We start from the raw sequence: 19643 nt of genomic DNA, 5'->3' as shown, positions 1-19643 counted from the left end.
TTTTTCGGGTACGCGACCGGTGAGTTGAACGGGAAATGTTAGCATTTGTTAGCCGCCGAAAGAACCGTTGAGGGCGTCCGGTCGTATCGAAGTGTTGGATGCGTCAGTGTTTGGGGCGATTCTCGCTGGGGATAGTGTGGGATACGCCCGGAATTGTTAGCAATTGTGAATCGCGCCTCGCTTTTGTGTGGATCTGTGTGCCGGTCCACGTGCCTTTGTGGTGCAACTGAATGATTTCCACTGCGCACGAACCCCGCGAATACGCCCGCTCGGTCGGACTCGATCCGGCCCGGTTGCCGCGCCACATCGCCATCATCATGGACGGCAACGGGCGGTGGGCACAGCGCCAGGGCAAGGAACGCGCCGAGGGGCACGAGCGCGGCGCGCACTCCGTCGACGTGATTACCGAAGAGTGCTGCCGGCTCGGGATCGGCCAACTCACGTTGTACTGCCTCAGCTCCGAGAACTGGAAGCGTCCGAAGCCGGAAATCGACTTCCTGATGGCGCTCCTCAAGCAGTACCTGCTCGCGGAACGAGAGAAGATCCAGGAACAGAACATCCGGTTCACGGTGATCGGTCGGCGCTCGGGGCTGCCTGATGAAGTGCTCGCTGAGATCGACGAGAACGTGCGCCTCACGCAGCACAACACCGGGCTGACGCTGTGCCTCGCGATTAACTACGGCAGCCGCGCCGAGATCGTGGACGCGGTGCAGTCGCTTGCGGCGCGCGTGAACCGCGGGGATCTACAGCCGGAAGAGATCGATGAAGCGGCCATCTCGGGGGCGCTGTACACGGGCGGGATGCCGGACCCGGACCTGCTCGTCCGCACCGCGGGCGAGATGCGCGTGAGCAACTACCTTCTCTGGCAGATCTCCTACGCGGAAATTTGGGTCACGCCGAAGTTCTGGCCCGAATTCGACGCCGGTCTGCTGCACGACGCGCTCCGTGACTTCTCGCGGCGCGAACGGCGCTTCGGCGGACTGACCACGGACACCACCACATGACCGACCCACGAGCGCATTCGTAATGATCCGAACGCGACTGGTAGTCGGATCGCTCCTCGCGCTGGGAGCTTGTGGCGTGCTGTTCGGCGACTCGTGGCTCGCGCGCAGCGGGTTCGCGTGGTTCCCGTTCCTGTTCGCCTTCCTGATGCTCGCCGGTGCCCTCGGCTCCCGCGAACTCGTTCGACTCATCCCCGCCGTACACCGCCCGTCCGAAGGGCTTGTCACCTGCGGTGTACTGCTCGCACTGCTCGCGAACTGGTACCCCGCCATCCACCAGCAGTTCAGCCTCGTACCCGCATCAGTGTGGGCGCTGGTCGCGTGGATTCTCGCGACTGTGCTGATTGCGGCGTTCCTGCTGGAAATGCGCCGATACACCGGCGAACCAGGAGTCGCGGTTCCGCGCCTTGCGCTGACACTCTTTGCGGTCGCGTACTTGGGCCTCCTGGCGTGTTTCTTCGCGCAAATCCGCTGGCTCGTGCCTGATGCCGACACGAGCGCGATCATGCTCGCGCTGGTCGTGTTCGTGCCGAAGGGGAACGACATCGGGGCGTTCTTCACGGGCACGTTCCTCGGCCGGCACAAGATGACGCCCGTGCTCAGCCCCAAGAAGACGTGGGAAGGGTTCGCGGGCGGAATGACGACCGGCGCCGCGGTCGCGGTGGGCTTCTCGTTCATGGGCGACGTGTTCCGGCACGGCATCCCGGAAGCCATTGCGTTCGGGCTGGTAGTGGGGCTGGCGGGGGTACTCGGCGACCTGGCCGAATCGCTCATCAAACGTGACGGCCAGATGAAGGACGCTTCCAAGAGCATCCCCGGTTTCGGCGGCGTACTCGACGTGATCGATTCGGTACTTTTTGCGGCTCCCGTCGCGTATCTGTGGTTCAGTTGGCACTAAAAGCCGATCTACTGTCTGAGGGACACGCACGAAAGGAACGAACTCGCCGCCGACTTCGTGTGTCCCTGTGCGAACTTCGTACTTCTGCGTCGCAAGATTGGAACTTCAACATGGCCGATTCGCTGGTGACGCGCACGCTGACGATCGAGGACCGCGACGAGGCGGTGATCCTCTTCGGCCCGCGCGATCAGCACTTGCGCGCCCTCCGCGATGCGTTCGCGGTGAAGGCCGTGTATCGCAGCGGGGAACTGAAGATCGAGGGCACCGCCGAAGCCGCGGAGCAGTTCGAGCGCGCACTTCAACAGGTGCGCCAGGTCGCCCGCAAACACGGTAAGCTCGATGCGAAGGACGTGACGGGCGTGATTGATGTGATCCGCGGCGGAACCACACGCGGAACGGGATCGGTCGTCGCAACGGAGGGGGGGCGCAACCTGCGCACGCGGACCGACGGCCAGGGCCGGTACGTGCAGGCGCTCCAGTCGCACGACGTGGTGCTGTGCGTCGGCCCGGCGGGTAGCGGGAAGACGTACCTCGCGGTCGCGTGGGCCGTGTCGCTGTTGCGCAGCAAACAGGTGCGGAAGATCGTGCTCGTGCGCCCCGCGGTCGAAGCGGGCGAGCGGCTCGGGTTCCTGCCCGGCGACCTCGTCGCGAAGATCAGCCCGTACCTCCGGCCCCTCTACGACGCGCTCGCGGACATGATGGAACCGGATACGGTGAAGAAGCACATGGAGAGCGAGGTCATCGAGATCCTGCCACTGGGGTACATGCGCGGCCGGACGTTGTCGCATGCGTGCATCATTCTGGACGAGGGCCAGAACGCGACCGTCGAGCAGATGAAGATGTTCCTGACCCGGATGGGAACGAACTCGAAGGTCATCGTGACCGGCGACATGACGCAGACCGACCTCCCGCGCACCGTGCGGAGCGGTCTGGCCGACGCCGTTCACCGGCTGCGCGACGTCGAGGGGCTGTCGATCGTGTACCTCGACCAGACGGACATCGTGCGGAACCCGCTCGTGACGCGGATCGTGAAGGCCTACGAGGATGAGTCGCCCCGCGGCCGCAAGCCGACGGCGTAAGGAGAAATCGATGAGCCGGCGGTATTGGATCGCTACCGGGTTGGTCGCGTTCTTCGTACTCGTCGCCGCTGCTTTCTCGACGAAGGAGCTAGACGCGCATTACAACTCAGAACAAACAATTCTTCGGGCGAGGTACGTGCTCCAATCGTGCGAGGTGTATCGAGGAGATCCGGCATCGGGGGGAAAGTATCCGGTCGCGCTCTTGGACCTTCACAAGCGACCTTCCGAGGGAAAGTCGTTCTTACCAGACGGGGATTCGGATCTCTTGGACATGTGGGGCAATCCGTATCGCTACGCTGTCATTGCCAATGCGCACGGTGAGCAAGAGGTCTACGTGTGGGCCGAGCGGGTCGTCAGGGGCAAACTGAAATTACTCGGGGCGAAGCGGAACGCAGACGGGGGGATCGAGTTATTTGGTTTGGAGAAGTGAAGTGTGAGATTGTAATCACAACTCACTTTAATGAGCGGGTACAACGAGTGACTGGATATCTCGACGAGACCGCGTTTATTATCACTCCGCGCTTCGTGTGAAGCGCCCCACCTTTCGACGCGATCCAGGATCAGTGCCGATGGCCCGTGACGGCTCGATTCCGCTCGTTCGGGGCTGGTTGGTAGCCGCGCTCTGGCTCGCGGTCCTGGCCGCGTTGACCGCTCAGTGGTGTTTCAGTGCGTCGCCGCTAATCGGCGCGACCTACGACGAAGCGTTTTACTTGGATTCCGGGTTGGAGGCCTGGCGCGGGTGGACCCGCACGGACGGGCGCCCCCGGGCGTTCTTTCACGAAACTACAGCCATTTATGGCACGATGCCGCTCCCGGTCGACGCGGTCACGCTCCCACTTTACTACCACGAGCGGCAGTCGGGCGCGCGGCTCGAAACGCCGGAAGAGAAGTTCGCGCTGCTGCCGCTGGCGCGTGCCGTGACACTCGGTTGGTTGTGGTTGCTCGTCGTCTCCGCGTGGCGCCTGGGGCGGGCGGCCAGCGGACCTTGGGCCGGGCGCCTTGCGGCCGGGTTTATTGCGGCCGACCCGAACATTCTGGGGCACGCTTCACTCGCCACCACGGACGTCGCAGTGAGCGCTGCACTCATGGCGTTCACTCGGGCCGTTTACACCGGGCGCGCGGGCCATTGGTGGAAGCGGTTAGTGCTTCCGGGACTGTGGTTCGGTGTCGCGGCGCTGTGCAAGATTTCCGCATTGCTCTACGGTGGCATCACCCTGGTCGTGCTCGAAGTGTGCTACCGGTTCGCGTCTGGCGGTTTGTCGCGCCCGGACGGGGGCGACTGGAAGGCGTGGGGAGTGAAGGCTGCCGGAACCGTGTTCCGGTCTGTGTTGAATACAGCGGCGATCCTGGTAATCGGTCTCGCCATTGCGGTCGAATACTTCGGTCACCCCGAACCGGGCCGGTACCCGTTCGCGCGGGTCGCGGAAGCGATGCCCTCCACGGAGCCCCTGAAACCCGGCTACGAGGCGTGGGCCAAAGAATACCCCCGTGTTCCGCACGCGGTCTGCGCGTTCGCGTTCCAGTGGTGGTTCAACGCGCAGGCCCGGCCCACGTTTCTGAACGGCACTTTCTATCCAGAAGGGTACCGCTATTATTTCCCCGAACTCCTGTTGATGAAAGTGCCGCTGCCGATCTTCCTCCTGATGTTCGCCGCACTCGCGCGGGTGCGAGCCGCGGCGCATCCGCTCACGTTCGTCGCGCTCCTGTTGCTCACCGTCCTTCTGAAAGCGAACCTCCAAATCGGGTTGCGGCTCGCGTTCCCGGCCGTCGCGTTGGGCTACGTCGCGCTCGCGGTCGCCCTCGAACGCGGGTACGCACACTGCGCGGCGTGGGTCGGTTTCCCCGCGGTGCTGGCGCTGGCCGGGATCTCGGTGTGGGTGTGGCCGAACGGGTTGGGGTACCTGAACCAGGCGCACGGCGGCCCGGGTACGGCGCACTGGCGCGTAGCGGACTCCAACGGCGATTGGGGGCAGGGGGTTCCCGAACTCCGGGCGTGGTACGAGGCGAACGGGCGCCCGCCGATCTGGGTGTGGTACTTCGGTGTGGACCCCGCGGTTAGCGCGCCCCCGTTCGGGCGCTTCGACCCCGACCGCCAACTTCCGGAGATCACGAACGAGGTAGAGCTGCGCCGCGCGGTCGGTCCACACATCCTGGCAGTGGGGCACACGGTCGTGTCCATGTACCCGGACCTGACCCCCTCGAAAACGATGACTCTGGAGTACCTGCGCACGCGGCGCCCGCTCGCGCGCACGTCCACGTTTACCCTTTACGATTTCCGCGACGAGGAGAACGGCCCGCCGCCGCTTGAGTAATTCGAGCTGGAACGATTGCCCCCACGGAGGTTCGCTGTGATTCGCTTCACCAGTGCCAGGATGTTCGTGAGCTTGCTCGTGTTGTCGAGTTGTGCGCTCGCACCAGGGGCGGAGCCGGCCGTTCCGCTCATCGGGTACACGGAGCTGAAGACGAACCTCCCCGGTAGCCGGCACGCCAACGTGCGCACGATGCGGGCTGTGGTCGTGAAAGCCGATGGTACGGGTCGGCACCTTGTCGCCGAAGAACTGGCGAAGGAACCCGACACCTGGACCCAGTTCGCGGGTTGGTCGCCGGACGGCAAGTCGGCAGTTATTGGTGCCGGGTGGCAGTCGCCCGAGAACGCGAAGTGGGAAGAAGCAAACAAGCAGTTCCGGATGGAAGAGGGCAAGTGGAAGCTCGATTCGTGCTTGCTCGACTTCGCGTCGGGCAAAGTCACAAACGTGACGGATGTGGATCGCGTCAGCCACTACAACGGCGGCTTGTTCTTCCTCCCGGATGGGCGCGGGCTGGGGTTCACGCCGCTGATTAAGGGTGTCTCGAAGCCCTACCTCATGGACCTGGACGGGCGCAACAAGCGCGACGTATCGGGGAAGGGGGGCGGGTTCGCCTACGGGTACAGCGCCTCGCCCGACGGGAAGTTCATTTGCTACCACGAGAACTATCAGCTTTACGTTTCCGACGCGGACGGCGCGAACAAGAAGCACATCAAAACCGACCACCCGTTCGACTTCGCGCCGAAGTGGGCGCCGGACGGGAAGTGGCTCCTCTTCGTGAGTGGCGAACACTACAACTGTCACCCGCACATCGTTCGGCCCGACGGGACCGGGTTGAAGAAGCTCGCCGATCGCGGCGGGTATCGGGGAGTGATCGAGTTCCTGGACGTGTTCGATTTCCACGGCGGGAGCAGTGACACTCCCGTGTGGTCCGTTGACGGCGCGCTGGTTTACTTCACCGCGAAGGTCGGCAAGAGCGTGGAACTGTTCCAGACGACGCTCGACGGCCGGCCCACTCAACTCACCAAATCCGCGGACGGTTCTTTACACTACCATCCGCAACCGTCGCCGGACGGGAAGTGGATCGCCTACGGTTCGATGCGCGACGGGGTTCGCAACATTTACGTCATGAACCTGTCCGATCGAACCGAAAAGCGGATCACAGATTTGAAGGCCGGTGCCGGCGCGATGTGGCCCCACTGGCAACCGGTCGGCGCCGGGCGGTAAGTGCTCTCCCAGGTGAAACGATGTCGAATACCAATTCCGAGATTCGCTACCGGGTAAGTGATCTGATCGAGTACACCACCGCGCTGTTCACCGCAGCCGGAACCGACGGCGACAAACCGGCGACGATTGCCGCGGGGCTGGTCGAAGCGGATTTGCTCGGCCACACCACGCACGGTTTGCAACTGGCCCCGACCTATCTCGGAGAACTGGAATCCGGTGGGATGACTTCACGGGGCGAGCCGGAGGTTGTGGCGGATCGCGGCGCGACGGTGACCTGGGGCGGGCGCCGGCTCCCCGGCGTGTGGCTCGCAACGAAGGCCGTGGACCTCGCGGTTGAGCGCGCTTCGACTTACGGCGTCGCAACGGTCGTCATTCGGCAGAGCCACCACATCGCGTGCCTCGCAGCGTTCCTCCAGCGTGCGACCGATCGCGGGCTGATGATTACGATCGCCAGTTCGGACCCGGCCGTGGCCAGCGTCGCGCCGTTCGGGGGGCGAAAGGCGGTGTTCACCCCGGACCCGTTCGCGGTCGGCATCCCGACCGACGGCGACCCGATCCTGATCGACATCAGCGCTTCGATTACGACGAACGGAATGGCGGGCCGGCTCCGACGCGAGGGGAAGAAGTTCCCAGGTCAGTGGGCGCTCGATGCTTCCGGCACACCGACGGACGACCCGAACGTGCTGTTCACCAATCCGCCGGGCTCGCTCCTTCCGCTCGGGGGAGCCGAATACGGACATAAGGGCTTCGGGCTGGCGCTGATGGTCGAAGCGCTCACACAGGGGCTGAGCGGGTTCGGGCGGGCCGAAGCCCCGACTCAGTGGGGCGCGTCGGTGTTCGTGCAGGTGATCGATCCGTCGGCGTTTGGTGGACTCGATGCGTTCCGGCGCGAAACGGGATGGCTCGCGAATGCCTGCCGCGCTAACCCGCCGGTTCCCGGTGTCGAGGCGGTCCGCGTGCCGGGTCAGCGCGGGTTGGCGAACAAGAAACGCGCGCTGGTGGAAGGTGTCGCGCTGTATCCGGGCATCATTGACGCGCTGGAACCGCACGCGACGCGGCTCCGCGTGACGCCCCCGCGCCCGATTGGGGGATGAGCCGTTACCGTCGCGGGCACTTGTTGCGGTTCATGCTTGCGGTCCAACCCGAAGCGCCCCACCAGTTCCGGAGTTGCTGGCGCGCGGGCGGCGGAAAGTGGCGCGAGAAGTTCAGGCTGATGCGCCCGCCCTGGCGCACCACGCCCCACACTCGACCGGTGGCGATTCGATGGTCGGTCGCGACTTCGTGAACCCGTTGCAGGAACGGCGAGGTTACGGTTCCCGTAGTGGAACGCACCTCTCCGCGGACGACCGTGACTACGAAGTACGGCTCCGGCTGGGCCGCGCCCCACAATCCCCACGCGACAGCCACCGCGATTGCGAGCACAAGCCCCTGGGCGAACAACTCCATTCGTGCATCCTCTGAGCACGGGTGAGAACTGAACTCAAGAGGATGCTAAATCGAACGCGCGGGGAATGCAACCGGCTCACAGACCGTCGCTCATGTTCACGTCGGCGATGTAGTTCTCGTAGCGGTTGTAATCCTTCCGCCACGTGAGGGTGATTTCGCCCGTCGGACCGTTACGCTGTTTCGCGATGATGACTTCGAGGACGTTGTCCTCCTGGCCGTCGAACTTGCCCGGGCGGTGCAGCATCATACAGGTGTCGGCGTCCTGTTCGATCGACCCCGATTCGCGGAGATCGGAGAGCCGCGGCTTGTGGTCCTGGCGGTCTTCGGAGGCCCGGTTCACCTGGGCCAGTGCGATCACCGGGATGTGCAGTTCGCGCGCGAGGAACTTCAACCGGCGGCTGATCTGCGCGACCTGTTCCTGGCGCGGGTCGCGGCGGTTCTCTGGCTCGATGAGCTGCAAGTAGTCGATCACGATGAGCTTCAGCCCGCCGTCCCGTTCGTGCTTCTTCTGGAGGCGCCGGGCGCTGGCCGCGATCTGGATCATGGTGCGGCTCGGGGTATCGTCGATGTAGAGCCGGCACCGGCGCAGGATGTCGCCCGCGTCCATCAGCTTCTGGAGGTCATCCGAGTTGAGGTGCCCCTTACGCACGTTGTGGCTGGGCACCCGCGACTGGCAGCACAGGAGGCGCTCGGCCAATTCGATGCGGGCCATTTCGAGACTGAAGAACATCACAACCGGTGATTGGCCCGTCATTGCTCCTTCCGTGATGATGTTTCGGACCATATTGAGCGCGAACGCGGTCTTCCCGACGGATGGTCGTGCGGCAATGATGACGAGTTCGGTGTTGTGTAACCCCGCGGTCATGTTGTCGAGGTCGACGTAACCGCTGGGCAACCCGCTGATCGCGAGATTATCTTGGCCGATACGCGAATCGAGCCGGTCGAACGCTTCCTTGACCACGGTCGAGAGCACGGCCGTCTCGCCCACCATCCCTTGCTTCGCGACTTCCATGATCTTGCGCTCGGCCTGCGCGACCAACTCGTCGCCGGACTGCGTGCGGTCGTAGGCGTCGCGGAGGATCTCGTTGCTGGCGTGGATTAGTCCGCGCACCATCGCGGTGTCTTTGACGAGCTTCGCGTGGTACTCGGCGTTGGCCCCGGTCGGGACGGCTTCCCATAACTCGACGAGATACGCCTGCCCGCCCACGTCTTCGAGCTGCTTGTTCTTGCGCAGCCGCTCGTACAGCAGCACGAGGTCGATGGGCTGAGCATCGGTCGCGAGGTCGCAGAGCGCCTGATAAATCTTCTGGTGCGCGTCGAAGTAAAAGTTGTCTGTGATGATGTGCTGTTGTACGGTCGGCAGAGTGTCCGGGTCGCGCAGAATACCCCCGAGCACGCCGCGCTCGGCTTCGCGGTTCTGGGGCGGGAGACGATCGGTTAGTTGGCTGTCGTTGGACATTGCGAGTAGCTCACGGCTTACGGCGAATCGGGCGTGTGCGACCGGGAACACGCACACAGGGGCCAGCGCGATTGATAACGGGCGGCGCGGAAAAATGGAAGGCCGCCGCCGCGGAGTAGAGAAGGGGGCGGGACCGTGGGCGAATGGGTCGTCGGGGCGGGATCGGAAAGGACGGGATGAGCGCTTCCGCGGGCGCGCCGTTATTCGGCACCGAGCGCTTCGATCCGCGCCCACAGATCATCCGGAACGGGCATCACGGAAAGGCGCGCCTGCTTCACCAGTTCCCACGACGCGAACGCTTTGTCGGCTTTGATCGTGGCCAGCGACACGGGCGCCGCAAGTTGGCGGAGCGGCTTGACCGTGACCGCGACGCACTTGCCTGTTGTGTCCGTGGGGTCCGGGGTCGGGTCGGCCGCTACTTCCATCACGCCTACAACGGACTTCAGTTTGCCAGTGGCGTAGAAGAAGACGAGGTCACCCTTTTTTACGGTGCGCAGGTGCTTTTGTGCGAGCGCGTTCGTCACGCCGGTCCAAGTGGTGGAGCCGTCGCGTTCGAGGTCCGCGAAGCTGTACGTTTCGGGTTCTTCTTTGAACAGCCAGTGTGCCATGAAACGAGCGCCTCGGCGAACAAAACAGGTGTCTGCGTGCGTAGAATGGTGCGGCGTGGTCCCGGCTGTTTGCTTCTCTGTTTTGCACCACGAGTGCCGGGGCCACGTCGTTATTTTATCGCTTGTGCGCCCGCGGTTCGTGCGCGACCAAATCTACCCGAGCGAGGGCGGTTTTGCTAATTCTCGGGCGTTCCTGGGAGAAGCCCACCCGTCTACAAACTCCACACAACCACCCGGCTGGCTCGCTGTGTTGGGGCCACGGTAAGTTAGTGCCCTTGGCTCTTACAACAGTCCCGAAGTTCGCGCGTCTGCATCGAACTCTTAATGCGTTCCACACCCAAAGTGAGAATTCCAACTTCAACGCTGAGTACGGGCCTGCTCCTCTGCTACCTTCCACGTTACTCAACATTATCGCACCGTCGACGGCACGGCTACGCATGAGGCTCCGGAGATCCATCGCAACATTCGGCCCGCGCCCCGTGGACCCACATCGTTTCTGAGACGCGAGGGTTCATGAAGGTGCTGGCCGAGAAGGACGGAAAAGATCCCGGGTTCACCGCGTTCGGCCCCGAGGCCGGAGAGGTCGTGGCTGTGGTTCAGGCGGCGATGGCCACGGTCTTGGTGACCTTTTCGCCGGCGTTCCGCGTGACTTCACGCTGCTGTGTCCGCCCGTTTCTGTTCGGGCGGTGCCAGGATACGTTCCCACCACTTGTGCGTACAGGACTAGCACCTGTACTCGGTTTTGACGAAATCGCCCTCTGCCTCGCCGATTTGTTTGATCTCAGCGCGTAATCGGGACGAGTTCTTCTCGGCGCCCCATTTGGACTGTGCCTTGCCACTTAACCCTCGCGCCAAAGCGGGCTTACAGGCTTCTCCGAGGCGCAGGGGCTGCCGCGGCGCCTCTCCGGTACCCCCCCCGCTCAGTTGGACGTATTCCCCGTCTCGTAGGACGCCCGGAGTGGGCTGTTCAAATTTTGGCCAATCACCATCGATCTAAATCAAGTGTGTGCAAACAGTACGCTTTTTCACACCGTGTGCTAGGGTTGTCAGGCAAACTCTTCGCTTGAGTCACGATACTCAATTGTCTCGCTGTTGCCGTCGGATGGGTAGTTGAGGCGAAAGTATCGCGGGGCTTGGTACTTGTGTGCTTGGCCCGGCTCTGAACTGGCGAAGTTGTGGTTCCTCACCCGTACCGAAGAGAGGTTAGTTGTGAGTGCACCCGATACGAACGAGGCGACCGAGCTCGTGGCCGACGGGAACCAGTTCCTGGCGTTCCGTTTGGGGGACGAGGAGTACGGGCTGGAGATCCTGCGCGTGCAGGAGATCAAGGGGTACTCGAAGATCACCCCGCTGCCCAACACGCCCCACGAGATCAAGGGCGTCATGAACCTGCGCGGGGCCGTGGTCCCGATCATCGACCTGCGCGCCCGGCTCGGGCTGCGCGAGGCCGAGTACACCGTGTTCACGGTCATCATCGTCGTCACCGTGGGCACCAAGATCGTGGGCCTGGTCGTGGACGCCGTGTCCGACGTGCTCAACGTGAAGCCCGAGGTGATCGTTCCGACGCCCGATTTGGGCGCGGGCGTGGACGTCTCGTTCCTCACCGGGATCGCGCGCACCGGCGAGCGCCTCGTGTCCCTGCTCAACATCGATCGACTCGTTGGGAACGCGACCGAGCCGGCGCTCACCGCCTAACCGACACTCACCCGATCCACGGCCATTGCCCGATCTAACGCACTTACGTAATTAGGACACGCTGCCATGCCCCAGTCCCTTCTCGCCTTGTTCTTGAAAGTCCGCATCGGCCCGCGGTTGATCGCCGGGTTCCTCCTCGTCGCCTGCGGGTGCGCGTTCCTCGGGTACACGGCCCTGAGCGCGCTCGGCGAACTCCGGGTGTTCCAGGTGAACGCCGGCACCAACCTCGTCCCCTCCGCCCTCGCCCTCGACAAGGTCCGCGCCGGGGCGCTCCGGATCCAGCGCGGGGAGCGAACGCTGATCGTCGTCGTGAAGCGGAACGACGAGAGAGTCATCCAAATGACGCGGGACAACATGGACAACGGGTGGAAGATGATCGCCGAAGGGATTAAGGCGTATGAAGCGACCCCCCTGGTCGGGAAGGAAGCGGCACTCTGGAAAGACACCACGAGCGCGATCGCCGACTGGAAGCGCGATCACGAAGAGATTCTCAGCCACGTGGACCGGCGCGAGTTCGAGAAGGCCGAGGACGCGACCATCCGCGAACTGAAAACGGCCAACCGGTTGAACGATCTGCTTCAAGACGTCTTCGCAAACCAAGCAGAAATTGCCAGGGACGAAGACAAGCAGGCCAACAGCACGTATGCGTCCGCACGGTTCACTCTGTTCGCGACCATCGCCGCGTGCGTCGCTGCCGCCATCGGGCTCGGGCTGACCATTGCGGCGTCGGTCACCGGCCCGCTCGGACAGACGGTAACCGTCCTCGAGGGCGTGGCCAAGGGGGATCTCACCAAGCGGGCCGAGGTGCAGTCGCAGGACGAGGTCGGGCGCATGGCGGTGGCACTGAACACCGCGATCGGTGCGCTCGTGGCGGCCAAAGAAGCGGAGAAGGACCAGATCGAAAAGGACCGCCAGCGGGCCGAGCGCGAGGCCGCAGAAACGCGCGAGCGCGCCGAGCGCGAGGCCGCCGACACGCGCGCCCGTGCCGAGCAGGAACTGGCCCGCGCGACCGAGCTCCAGCGCAAGGTCGCGGCCGTCACGGTTTCGGTCAACGCACTGGCCGCCGGGGACTTCACCCAGGAGGTTCCGAACCTGGGCACCGACGAGGTGGGCCAAATGGCGTCGTCGCTCAACAAAGCGGTCACCTCAATGCGCGCTGCGCTGGAGGGCGTGCGCGAGGTGTCCGAGCAGCTCGCCGACGCCTCGGGCCAACTGTCCGCGGCCAGCGACGAGATCTCGACCGGCGCCCAGGAACAGGCCTCGAGCCTCGAAGAAACCGCCAGCACGCTCGAAGAGATCACCGCGACCGTGCGCCAGAACTCCGACAGCGCGCAGCAGGCCCGGCAACTCGCCAGCACCTCCAAGGACGTGGCCGAGCGCGGCGGTAAAGTGGTGGGCAACGCGGTCGAGGCGATGAGCGAGATCAACCAGTCGTCGAAGAAGATCGCGGACATCATCACGACCATCGACGAGATCGCGTTCCAGACCAACCTGCTCGCACTCAACGCCGCCGTGGAAGCCGCACGAGCCGGGGAGCAAGGGCGCGGGTTCGCGGTGGTGGCGTCGGAAGTGCGCAACCTGGCCCAACGTTCGGCCACGGCCGCGAAAGAGATCAAGTCGCTGATCGAGGACTCGGTCAAGAAGGTGGAAGCGGGCACCGAACTCGTGAACCAGTCCGGTTCCACGCTGGGCGAGATCGTGACGAGCGTGAAGCGCGTGACCGACCTCATCACCGAGATCGCGGCCGCGGGCAAGGAGCAGTCCACGGGCATCGAGCAGGTCAACAAGGCCGTGACCCAGATGGACTCCGTGACCCAGAAGAACGCCTCACAGACCGAAGAGATGTCGGCGACCGCTCAAACCCTCACGGACCAGGCGGCCCAGCTCCGCGACCTCGTCGCCCGGTTCAAACTCAGCGAGAACGGGCGCTCCGTCCCGCGCCCCGCGCACCGGAGCAAAGCCCCGGCGCCCAAACCCCGGCCCGCGGTGGCCAAGGCACTGAAGAGCGGCCACTCCAACGGCAACGGGCACAAGCACGAACTCGATCAGCTCGGCGGTGACGGTGGGTTCACCGAGTTCTAAACGTGGGGCGAGCGAATCGAGCAGTCACCCAATACGAGCGCAACGGGACCGCGAAATACGGCGACCCGCGGATCATCCGCGGGTCGCGTCTTTTGGCTGCCGCTCCCCCACGGCTTGGCGCGGACCCGCGCAGCAGAGCGCCCGTGCTCGCGCATCACACGGGCGTAACGATCGGGTCCGTTCGTTACGCTTGTCACCTGTTGCGGGCCGAACACATCGGCCCGCAACAGGTGACAAGCGGTCCGTGGCTTCCAACTTTCGGCACGAGCTCGGCGGCCAGCTCCTCGGGTACGTGATCTACTCGCGGGCGAGCGCAGCCGTGGCGAAGGGGCGCTCGAGCTGTCTCACCCGATCGGGACCAACGTGGTTCTGCCCCCGGAATGAGCCAACGTGACGAGCGACGATTCTGGTGGCTTTGTCACTCTGGATTAGGGCACGAAGCCGGGCACAACGCCAGCGCGAGACCGCCAACCTATCCATCTCTGCCTATTTAAATTCGCGAAACGAATCATGCACTCCGGGTTTATCAAAGGCCCGGTTCGTTGATGGGACACGCCTACCCGGATATCCTTCTTCCGGACGGACTCTCGGGCGATATTCCGGTGGAACCCTCAAATGACCGAGCGGCAGATCTTCCTTTCGGCGTCGGAACGGCCCGATCCCGAGGCCCGGGCCGCGTACCTCGACGAGGCGTGCGCGGGCGACACGGAACTCCGGGCGCGCGTCGAGGCCCTGCTCCGCGCGCCGGACGAATCCGGGAGTGCCATCGACACCGACGGAACCCTTCTTCCACCCTCGAACCCGTCCGCGACGGTCGTGTCTCCGGCCGGCGCGCACTCGCGGCACGTGCCCGCGGTTTCGGCCGAGGACACATTGATCTCCGCGGCCCCCGCACCGGTCCCCCAAATGAGTGAGCGCATCGGGACCGTCGTCGCCGACCGGTACGCGCTCGTCGAGGTCATCGGCACGGGCGGGATGGGGACCGTTTACCTCGCCGACCAGACCGATCCCGTTAAGCGGCAAGTCGCGCTCAAACTCATCAAGGTCGGAGCGGACTCGAAGGACGTGCTGGCCCGGTTCGACGCCGAGCGCCAGGCGCTGGCCCTGATGGACCACCCGAACATCGCCCGCGTGTACGATGGGGGCACCACGAGCGCGGGGCAGCCGTTCTTCGTCATGGAACTGGTGCGCGGGGTGCCGGTCACCGCGTACTGCGACCGGCACCGGCTCCCGGTGGGCGCCCGCCTCGAACTGTTCGTCTCGGTGTGCCGGGCCGTGCAGCACGCGCACCAGAAGGGGATCATCCACCGCGACCTGAAGCCGGGCAACATCCTCGTTACCGAGGTTGATGGGCGCCCGACCCCGAAGGTCATCGACTTCGGCGTGGCCAAGGCGACCGAGCTGAAGCTGACGGACCAGAGCATCCGGGATTTCGGCGCCGTCGTGGGCACGCCCGCGTACATGTCCCCCGAACAGGCCGACCCGCTCGCGGTCGACGTCGACACGCGGACCGACGTGTACGCGCTCGGGGTGGTGCTCTACGAGTTGCTGATCGGGTTGCTCCCGATCGACGCCCAGCAGCTCAAGCGGGCGACGATCCTGGAAGCGCTGAGAATGGTTCGGGAGGTCGAGCCGCCGCGCCCGAGCACGAAGCTGAGCACGGCCGACGCCCGACCGCTCATCGCGGCCAACCGCAGCACCGGCCCGGCCGAACTGGTGCAGGCGCTGCGCGGGGAACTCGACTGGGTGGTGATGCGGGCGCTGGAGAAGGACCGCGACCGGCGCTACGACAGTGTCGGGGGCCTGGCGCGCGACGTCGAGCGGTACCTGGCCGACGAACCGGTCGAGGCGCGCCCGCCGACCCGGTGGTACAAGGCGCGGAAGTTCGCGCGCCGGAACCGCGGCCCCGTCGCCGCGGGCGCGCTGGTTTTTCTCGCGCTCGTGTGCGGCATCGTCGGCACCTCCTGGGGGTTGCGGCGCGCGCTGGGGGCCGAGGGCCTGGCCCGAGAGCGGCTCGCGCAGGCCGAACAATCGCGGGAAGAGGCCGAGCGGTCACAGAAAGAAACCGAACGGGCGCTCGCCGATTCAAAACACGCGCAAGCGAAGGCGGAAACGGCCCAAAAGCAAGCGACCGCTACTTCCGACTATCTCGTGAATGCGTTCCGCAAGCCGGACCCGGCCGAGGACGGGCGCCAGCTCAAGGTCGTCGACCTCCTCGAGCGGGCCGCGTCACAACTTGACCGGGACAAAGACATGGCCGCCCTCGCGCGCGCCCGGCTCCGGGACGCGCTGGGCCAAACGTTCTTCGGACTCGGGTTGCCGGACCGCGCGGCCGCGATACAGGAAAAGGCCCTGGCCGACTACCAGAAGGAGCTCGGGCCGAACGCCCCCGCCGCGCTCGACGTGATGCACCGACTGGCGTTCGCGCTGGGGCAATCGGACCGGATCGACGAGGCCGTTCGGGTGAGCGAGGATTTGCTCGCGCGGCGCCGGTCGGTGCTCGGGCCGGAGCACCCCGACACCCTGATGACGATGACCCAACTCGCCGGCCGGTACTGGAGCGCCAATCGGTTGGGCGACGCGATCCCGCTCGCGGAACAGGCACTGGCCGGGATGCGGAAGGCGTGGGCTCCGGACCACGTCGAGTTCATCAACTCGGTCACGAACCTGGCGATGCTGTACCAGGCGGTGGGTCGGACGGGCGACGCGGTGACGCTGCACGAAGAGGCCGTGACCCTCATGAGGACGAACAAGGGCTTCGACCACCCCGATACGCTCCTGGCCGTGAACTTCCTGGGCCGGGCCTACGCCGAGTCCGGGAACACGGCCAAGGCCATTGACCTGCAGCGCGAAACGCTGATCCGGATCGAGGACAAGTTCGGCCCGACCCACCACCGGACGCTCGACGTGATGAGCAAACTGGCCCAGACCTGCTACCAGTTCGGCCGGGCGCCCGACGCGCTGCCCGTGAGCGAGGAGGCGCTGAAGCGCGCGAAACGCGCCAAGGAACCGAACACCGGGGCCGTACTCACGGCCATGCAGGACCTGGCCATGACCTACAGCTACTTGAACCGGCCCGCGGACGCGCTCACACTGCTCCGCGAAGTGGTGGACCTCGCGACCACGAAACTCGGGCCGATGCACAAAACGACACTCACCGCGACCCACGACCTCGGCGTGGCCCTCCGGGTCGCCGGCAAACTAGACGAAGCGATCCCGGTACTCGAACGGGCCCTCGCCGCGCGGAAAAAAGTCGGCCCCGAAGACGACACCGGGGTGCAGCGGACGACCGCACAGCTCGCGTCCGCATACGACACGGCGGGGCGCGCGGTCGACGCGATCCCGCTACTCGAACAACTACTGGTCGTTCAAAAGGCCAAGCTCGATCCGGATCACCGCGACCTGTTGGTCACAATGGCGAACCTGGCACTTGCATACGGCTCGGTGGGGCGCACGGGAGACGCGGTGCGCCTCCACGAACAGGTCGCCACCGCGTTCCAGAAGAGGTTCGGGGCGGTCGCCCCGGACACGCAAACGGTGACACAGTACTTGGGGGCCGCGTACCTGAAGGACAACCAACTCGATCGCGCGGCCGCGACGTACCGCGACCTGCTCGCGGCCACGCGCCCTCTCCTGAAGCCCGACGACCCGAACCTGGCGCGGACGCTCGCCGGGTTGGGCGAGGCCCTTCTCGTCGCGCGCAAGTTCCCGGAGGCCGAGACAGTTCTGCGCGAGTGCCTGACGATCCGCGAAAAGAAGTTACCGGACGACTGGCGGACGTTTCAAACCAAGTCCCTGCTCGGCGCGGTCGCAGTGGGGCGGAAGCAGTTCGACAAGGCGGCCCCGCTTCTCGCCGGGGGGTACGAGGGGCTTCGCGCGCGGGCCGATAAAATCCCCGGTTCCCAAAAGGCCCTTCTGCCGGATGCGGTAGACCGACTAATCGAACTGTGCACCGCGACGAACCAACCCGCCGAACTCGCCAGGTGGCGAACCGAGCGGGCCAAGTACCCGTCCGTCGCTCCGCCCCCACGCGCCGTTCGTTGTGATTAAGCAGCAGTAATCGTTTGCGCTCGGCTCTCTCGCTGTAAACGTTGCGCTTACAAGCGCTCTAGAGGCTTTCGTGTTTCACCGGATTTTCCGGGCGAGTTCTCTTGTTATTTTGCCTGGCGCCGGAGGAAGTTCGAGCGGGCTGGCTGCTCAGCGAACAGGATCTTGCGTGCGGTATCCACTTCCTCTGTTGACCAGCGGGTCAGCTTCCCCTTCGCGAGTTCAAGAATCGTTTTCGCGGTCGTGGCGTTGTCCATTGCGTCGAAATGGCTGACCGGCGCGATCACGGCCGGGATGCCGAGCTGCTGAAGGTCTTCGGGCCACTGGCTGCGCACGAGTACCACGCCGTCCGTGTCCCCGCGCTTGAGTCGACACACCACGCACGCGAACTCGGTGTCCGCGTTGAGGGCGAACTTGTTCCCCCGCATGGCTTCTTTCCGCGCTTCGGGCGCGAGCGACTTCACGAACGGCGCCTGAACCTTCGGGTAGCCGACATTTAAGGTGGCGGCCTCCGCGCCCGCGAACGGTGCGGCGATCGCGATCAGTCGCGTCACGCCCGCGTCGGGGTTCTGTTCGACGAATTGACGCCCGATGACGCCACCAGCCGAGTGCCCGACCAGAACGATTTCGGTGTACCCGGACTTGCGCAGGTTCGCGACCGTGTCGCGCAGCCCAGGGCCTTGAGCCACTTCGTCCGCGCTGATCGTTTGAGAGTAGCCGAAGGCGAAGACGTCGAAGTCTTTCGCCAGCGCCTTCACGAGTTCGCTTTTGGGTTGCTGCCAGTCTCGAAGTTCCGGCTTGGTCGCTTTGGCCGGGCGCAGCGGGTGAACATGCAACCCGGGGATCAGCACCAGCGCCCGTTTTTTCTCGCTCGGTTTGTCGGTCACGGTCCACACCTTCGCGCTCGTTCCGGGCGCGACCTGCCAGAGTTCGGTAGACGGCTCTGGAATAGGAACGGGTGCGGACGTGATTAAAGCAATCGCGAACAGGGTGGACGTCATCGCGGTCCTCGCTGTCGACGGTCGTGTGTGTGCGTGTCTGTTGTATCGGCTCGGCCATCGACACCGCTACCGCAGTTTTGACTGGATCGGCTCCAGTGCGCGGTTCTTGCGCGTTTGCTTGTATCTCGACCGCGAAAGTAGCCGATAATCGAATGGACCCGTTGTGGAGGAAGGGATGGGCGTGCTACCCGATTGGATGATCGAGCGCGACGTGAAGATCGTGCCCTTCGCTCCGCAACAACACCGACCCGGCATCATCTCTTACGGCGTAACGAGTTACGGTTACGACGTGCGAGTGGACCGGCGGTTTAAAGTCTTCACCAATGTGTGGGGCAGCACGGTCGATCCCAAGAACTTCGACCCGAAATCGTTCGTCGATGTCGACGCGGATTTCTGCATTATTCCGCCGAACAGCTTCGCGCTCGCGGAAACGGTCGAGTACCTCGAAATCCCGCGCGACATCCTCTGCGTGTGTTTGGGGAAAAGCACTTACGCGCGGTGCGGGATCATTGTGAACGTAACGCCGCTGGAGCCCGAGTGGCGCGGGCGGATCACGATCGAGATCAGCAACACAACTCCGCTTCCTGCCAAGATCTACGCGAACGAGGGCATCGCGCAGATCCTCTTCTACAAGGGCGAGGCGGTCTGCCACACGAGCTACGCGGACAAGAAGGGTAAGTACCAGGACCAAACGGGTTTAACGCTCCCGTTTGTGCCGGGCACGGGCAACTGAGATCGCGTAATTCTGTGAGCGCGGCGAGTATCCGTTTAGGTGCTCGCCGCGCTCGTTTTAT

Annotated in this window: 16 protein-coding genes; 12 read left to right on the top strand and 4 right to left on the bottom strand. The window is 64.6% G+C overall.

The features are described from left to right. Nucleotides 1-230: 230 nt before the first annotated feature. From VT84_RS24235 to VT84_RS24205, 7 genes are all read left to right on the top strand, one after another. Nucleotides 231-1004, top strand: coding sequence for an isoprenyl transferase (locus tag VT84_RS24235; RefSeq protein WP_082841295.1), 774 nt, complete (start codon nt 231-233; stop codon nt 1002-1004). 22 nt (nt 1005-1026) lie between these two features. Beyond that, nucleotides 1027-1899 (top strand): phosphatidate cytidylyltransferase, encoded by an 873-nt coding sequence (locus VT84_RS24230; RefSeq protein WP_082841294.1) that lies wholly within the window; start codon nt 1027-1029, stop codon nt 1897-1899. Between the two features lie 110 nt (nt 1900-2009). Beyond that, a complete protein-coding gene (locus VT84_RS24225; protein ID WP_082841293.1) occupies nt 2010-2978 on the top strand; it encodes a PhoH family protein in 969 nt (322 codons plus the stop codon). Between the two features lie 10 nt (nt 2979-2988). Continuing rightward, entirely contained in the window at nt 2989-3408 is a 420-nt protein-coding gene (locus VT84_RS24220) for a hypothetical protein (RefSeq protein ID WP_052560435.1), read from the top strand. A gap of 139 nt (nt 3409-3547) precedes the next feature. After that, entirely contained in the window at nt 3548-5290 is a 1743-nt protein-coding gene (locus tag VT84_RS24215) for an ArnT family glycosyltransferase (protein ID WP_082841292.1), read from the top strand. Nucleotides 5291-5326: 36 nt separating this feature from the next. Continuing rightward, nucleotides 5327-6511 (top strand): TolB family protein, encoded by a 1185-nt coding sequence (locus VT84_RS24210; protein WP_157469784.1) that lies wholly within the window; start codon nt 5327-5329, stop codon nt 6509-6511. A gap of 20 nt (nt 6512-6531) precedes the next feature. Continuing rightward, on the top strand, nt 6532-7605 hold the full coding sequence (locus tag VT84_RS24205; RefSeq protein ID WP_052560438.1) for an Ldh family oxidoreductase: 1074 nt from the start codon (nt 6532-6534) through the stop codon (nt 7603-7605). A gap of 4 nt (nt 7606-7609) precedes the next feature. Here VT84_RS24205 and VT84_RS24200 read toward each other — a convergent pair whose 3' ends face one another. The 3 genes from VT84_RS24200 to VT84_RS24190 form a co-directional block, all read right to left on the bottom strand. Further along, the gene (locus VT84_RS24200; protein ID WP_052560439.1) at nt 7610-7957 is read right to left on the bottom strand and encodes a DUF3634 family protein; all 348 of its coding nucleotides are present in this window, start codon (nt 7955-7957) and stop codon (nt 7610-7612) included. 76 nt (nt 7958-8033) lie between these two features. Further along, entirely contained in the window at nt 8034-9416 is a 1383-nt protein-coding gene (gene dnaB / locus VT84_RS24195) for a replicative DNA helicase (protein WP_082841290.1), read from the bottom strand. Between the two features lie 200 nt (nt 9417-9616). Beyond that, entirely contained in the window at nt 9617-10024 is a 408-nt protein-coding gene (locus VT84_RS24190) for an EVE domain-containing protein (RefSeq protein WP_052560441.1), read from the bottom strand. 513 nt (nt 10025-10537) lie between these two features. Here VT84_RS24190 and VT84_RS24185 point away from each other — a divergent pair. From VT84_RS24185 to VT84_RS24170, 4 genes are all read left to right on the top strand, one after another. After that, the gene (locus VT84_RS24185) at nt 10538-10816 is read left to right on the top strand and encodes a hypothetical protein (RefSeq protein ID WP_052560469.1); all 279 of its coding nucleotides are present in this window, start codon (nt 10538-10540) and stop codon (nt 10814-10816) included. 417 nt (nt 10817-11233) lie between these two features. After that, the gene (locus VT84_RS24180) at nt 11234-11719 is read left to right on the top strand and encodes a chemotaxis protein CheW (protein ID WP_082841289.1); all 486 of its coding nucleotides are present in this window, start codon (nt 11234-11236) and stop codon (nt 11717-11719) included. A gap of 66 nt (nt 11720-11785) precedes the next feature. After that, nucleotides 11786-13801 (top strand): methyl-accepting chemotaxis protein, encoded by a 2016-nt coding sequence (locus tag VT84_RS24175; protein WP_082841288.1) that lies wholly within the window; start codon nt 11786-11788, stop codon nt 13799-13801. Between the two features lie 615 nt (nt 13802-14416). Then, nucleotides 14417-17851 (top strand): serine/threonine-protein kinase, encoded by a 3435-nt coding sequence (locus VT84_RS24170; RefSeq protein ID WP_082841287.1) that lies wholly within the window; start codon nt 14417-14419, stop codon nt 17849-17851. A 104-nt stretch (nt 17852-17955) separates the two neighbouring features. Here VT84_RS24170 and VT84_RS24165 read toward each other — a convergent pair whose 3' ends face one another. Next, nucleotides 17956-18849 (bottom strand): esterase/lipase family protein, encoded by an 894-nt coding sequence (locus VT84_RS24165; protein WP_052552909.1) that lies wholly within the window; start codon nt 18847-18849, stop codon nt 17956-17958. Between the two features lie 175 nt (nt 18850-19024). On the opposite strand from VT84_RS24165, the gene dcd reads away from it, so the two are divergent. After that, nucleotides 19025-19582 carry a dCTP deaminase gene (gene dcd, locus VT84_RS24160; RefSeq protein WP_052552908.1) on the top strand — a complete coding sequence of 186 codons (558 nt, stop codon included), beginning with the start codon at nt 19025-19027 and terminating at the stop codon, nt 19580-19582. Nucleotides 19583-19643 lie beyond the last annotated feature (61 nt).

It is taken from the genome of Gemmata sp. SH-PL17, assembly GCF_001610855.1.
Classification (GTDB): domain Bacteria; phylum Planctomycetota; class Planctomycetia; order Gemmatales; family Gemmataceae; genus Gemmata; species Gemmata massiliana.
The sequence above is the reverse complement of the archived record's forward strand: the minus strand, read 5'-3'. Positions and strand labels throughout refer to the sequence as shown.

Excerpts from the sequence above, each read along its gene's own strand:
- VT84_RS24235 (WP_082841295.1), top strand. The coding sequence starts at position 231 with ATGATTTCCACTGCGCACGAACCCCGCGAATACGCCCGCTCGGTCGGA.
- VT84_RS24230 (WP_082841294.1), top strand. The coding sequence starts at position 1,027 with ATGATCCGAACGCGACTGGTAGTCGGATCGCTCCTCGCGCTGGGAGCT.
- VT84_RS24225 (WP_082841293.1), top strand. The coding sequence starts at position 2,010 with ATGGCCGATTCGCTGGTGACGCGCACGCTGACGATCGAGGACCGCGAC.
- VT84_RS24220 (WP_052560435.1), top strand. The coding sequence starts at position 2,989 with ATGAGCCGGCGGTATTGGATCGCTACCGGGTTGGTCGCGTTCTTCGTA.
- VT84_RS24215 (WP_082841292.1), top strand. The coding sequence starts at position 3,548 with ATGGCCCGTGACGGCTCGATTCCGCTCGTTCGGGGCTGGTTGGTAGCC.
- VT84_RS24205 (WP_052560438.1), top strand. The coding sequence starts at position 6,532 with ATGTCGAATACCAATTCCGAGATTCGCTACCGGGTAAGTGATCTGATC.
- VT84_RS24200 (WP_052560439.1), bottom strand. The coding sequence starts at position 7,957 with ATGGAGTTGTTCGCCCAGGGGCTTGTGCTCGCAATCGCGGTGGCTGTC.
- dnaB (WP_082841290.1), bottom strand. The coding sequence starts at position 9,416 with ATGTCCAACGACAGCCAACTAACCGATCGTCTCCCGCCCCAGAACCGC.
- VT84_RS24190 (WP_052560441.1), bottom strand. The coding sequence starts at position 10,024 with ATGGCACACTGGCTGTTCAAAGAAGAACCCGAAACGTACAGCTTCGCG.
- VT84_RS24185 (WP_052560469.1), top strand. The coding sequence starts at position 10,538 with ATGAAGGTGCTGGCCGAGAAGGACGGAAAAGATCCCGGGTTCACCGCG.
- VT84_RS24175 (WP_082841288.1), top strand. The coding sequence starts at position 11,786 with ATGCCCCAGTCCCTTCTCGCCTTGTTCTTGAAAGTCCGCATCGGCCCG.
- VT84_RS24170 (WP_082841287.1), top strand. The coding sequence starts at position 14,417 with ATGACCGAGCGGCAGATCTTCCTTTCGGCGTCGGAACGGCCCGATCCC.
- VT84_RS24165 (WP_052552909.1), bottom strand. The coding sequence starts at position 18,849 with ATGACGTCCACCCTGTTCGCGATTGCTTTAATCACGTCCGCACCCGTT.
- dcd (WP_052552908.1), top strand. The coding sequence starts at position 19,025 with ATGGGCGTGCTACCCGATTGGATGATCGAGCGCGACGTGAAGATCGTG.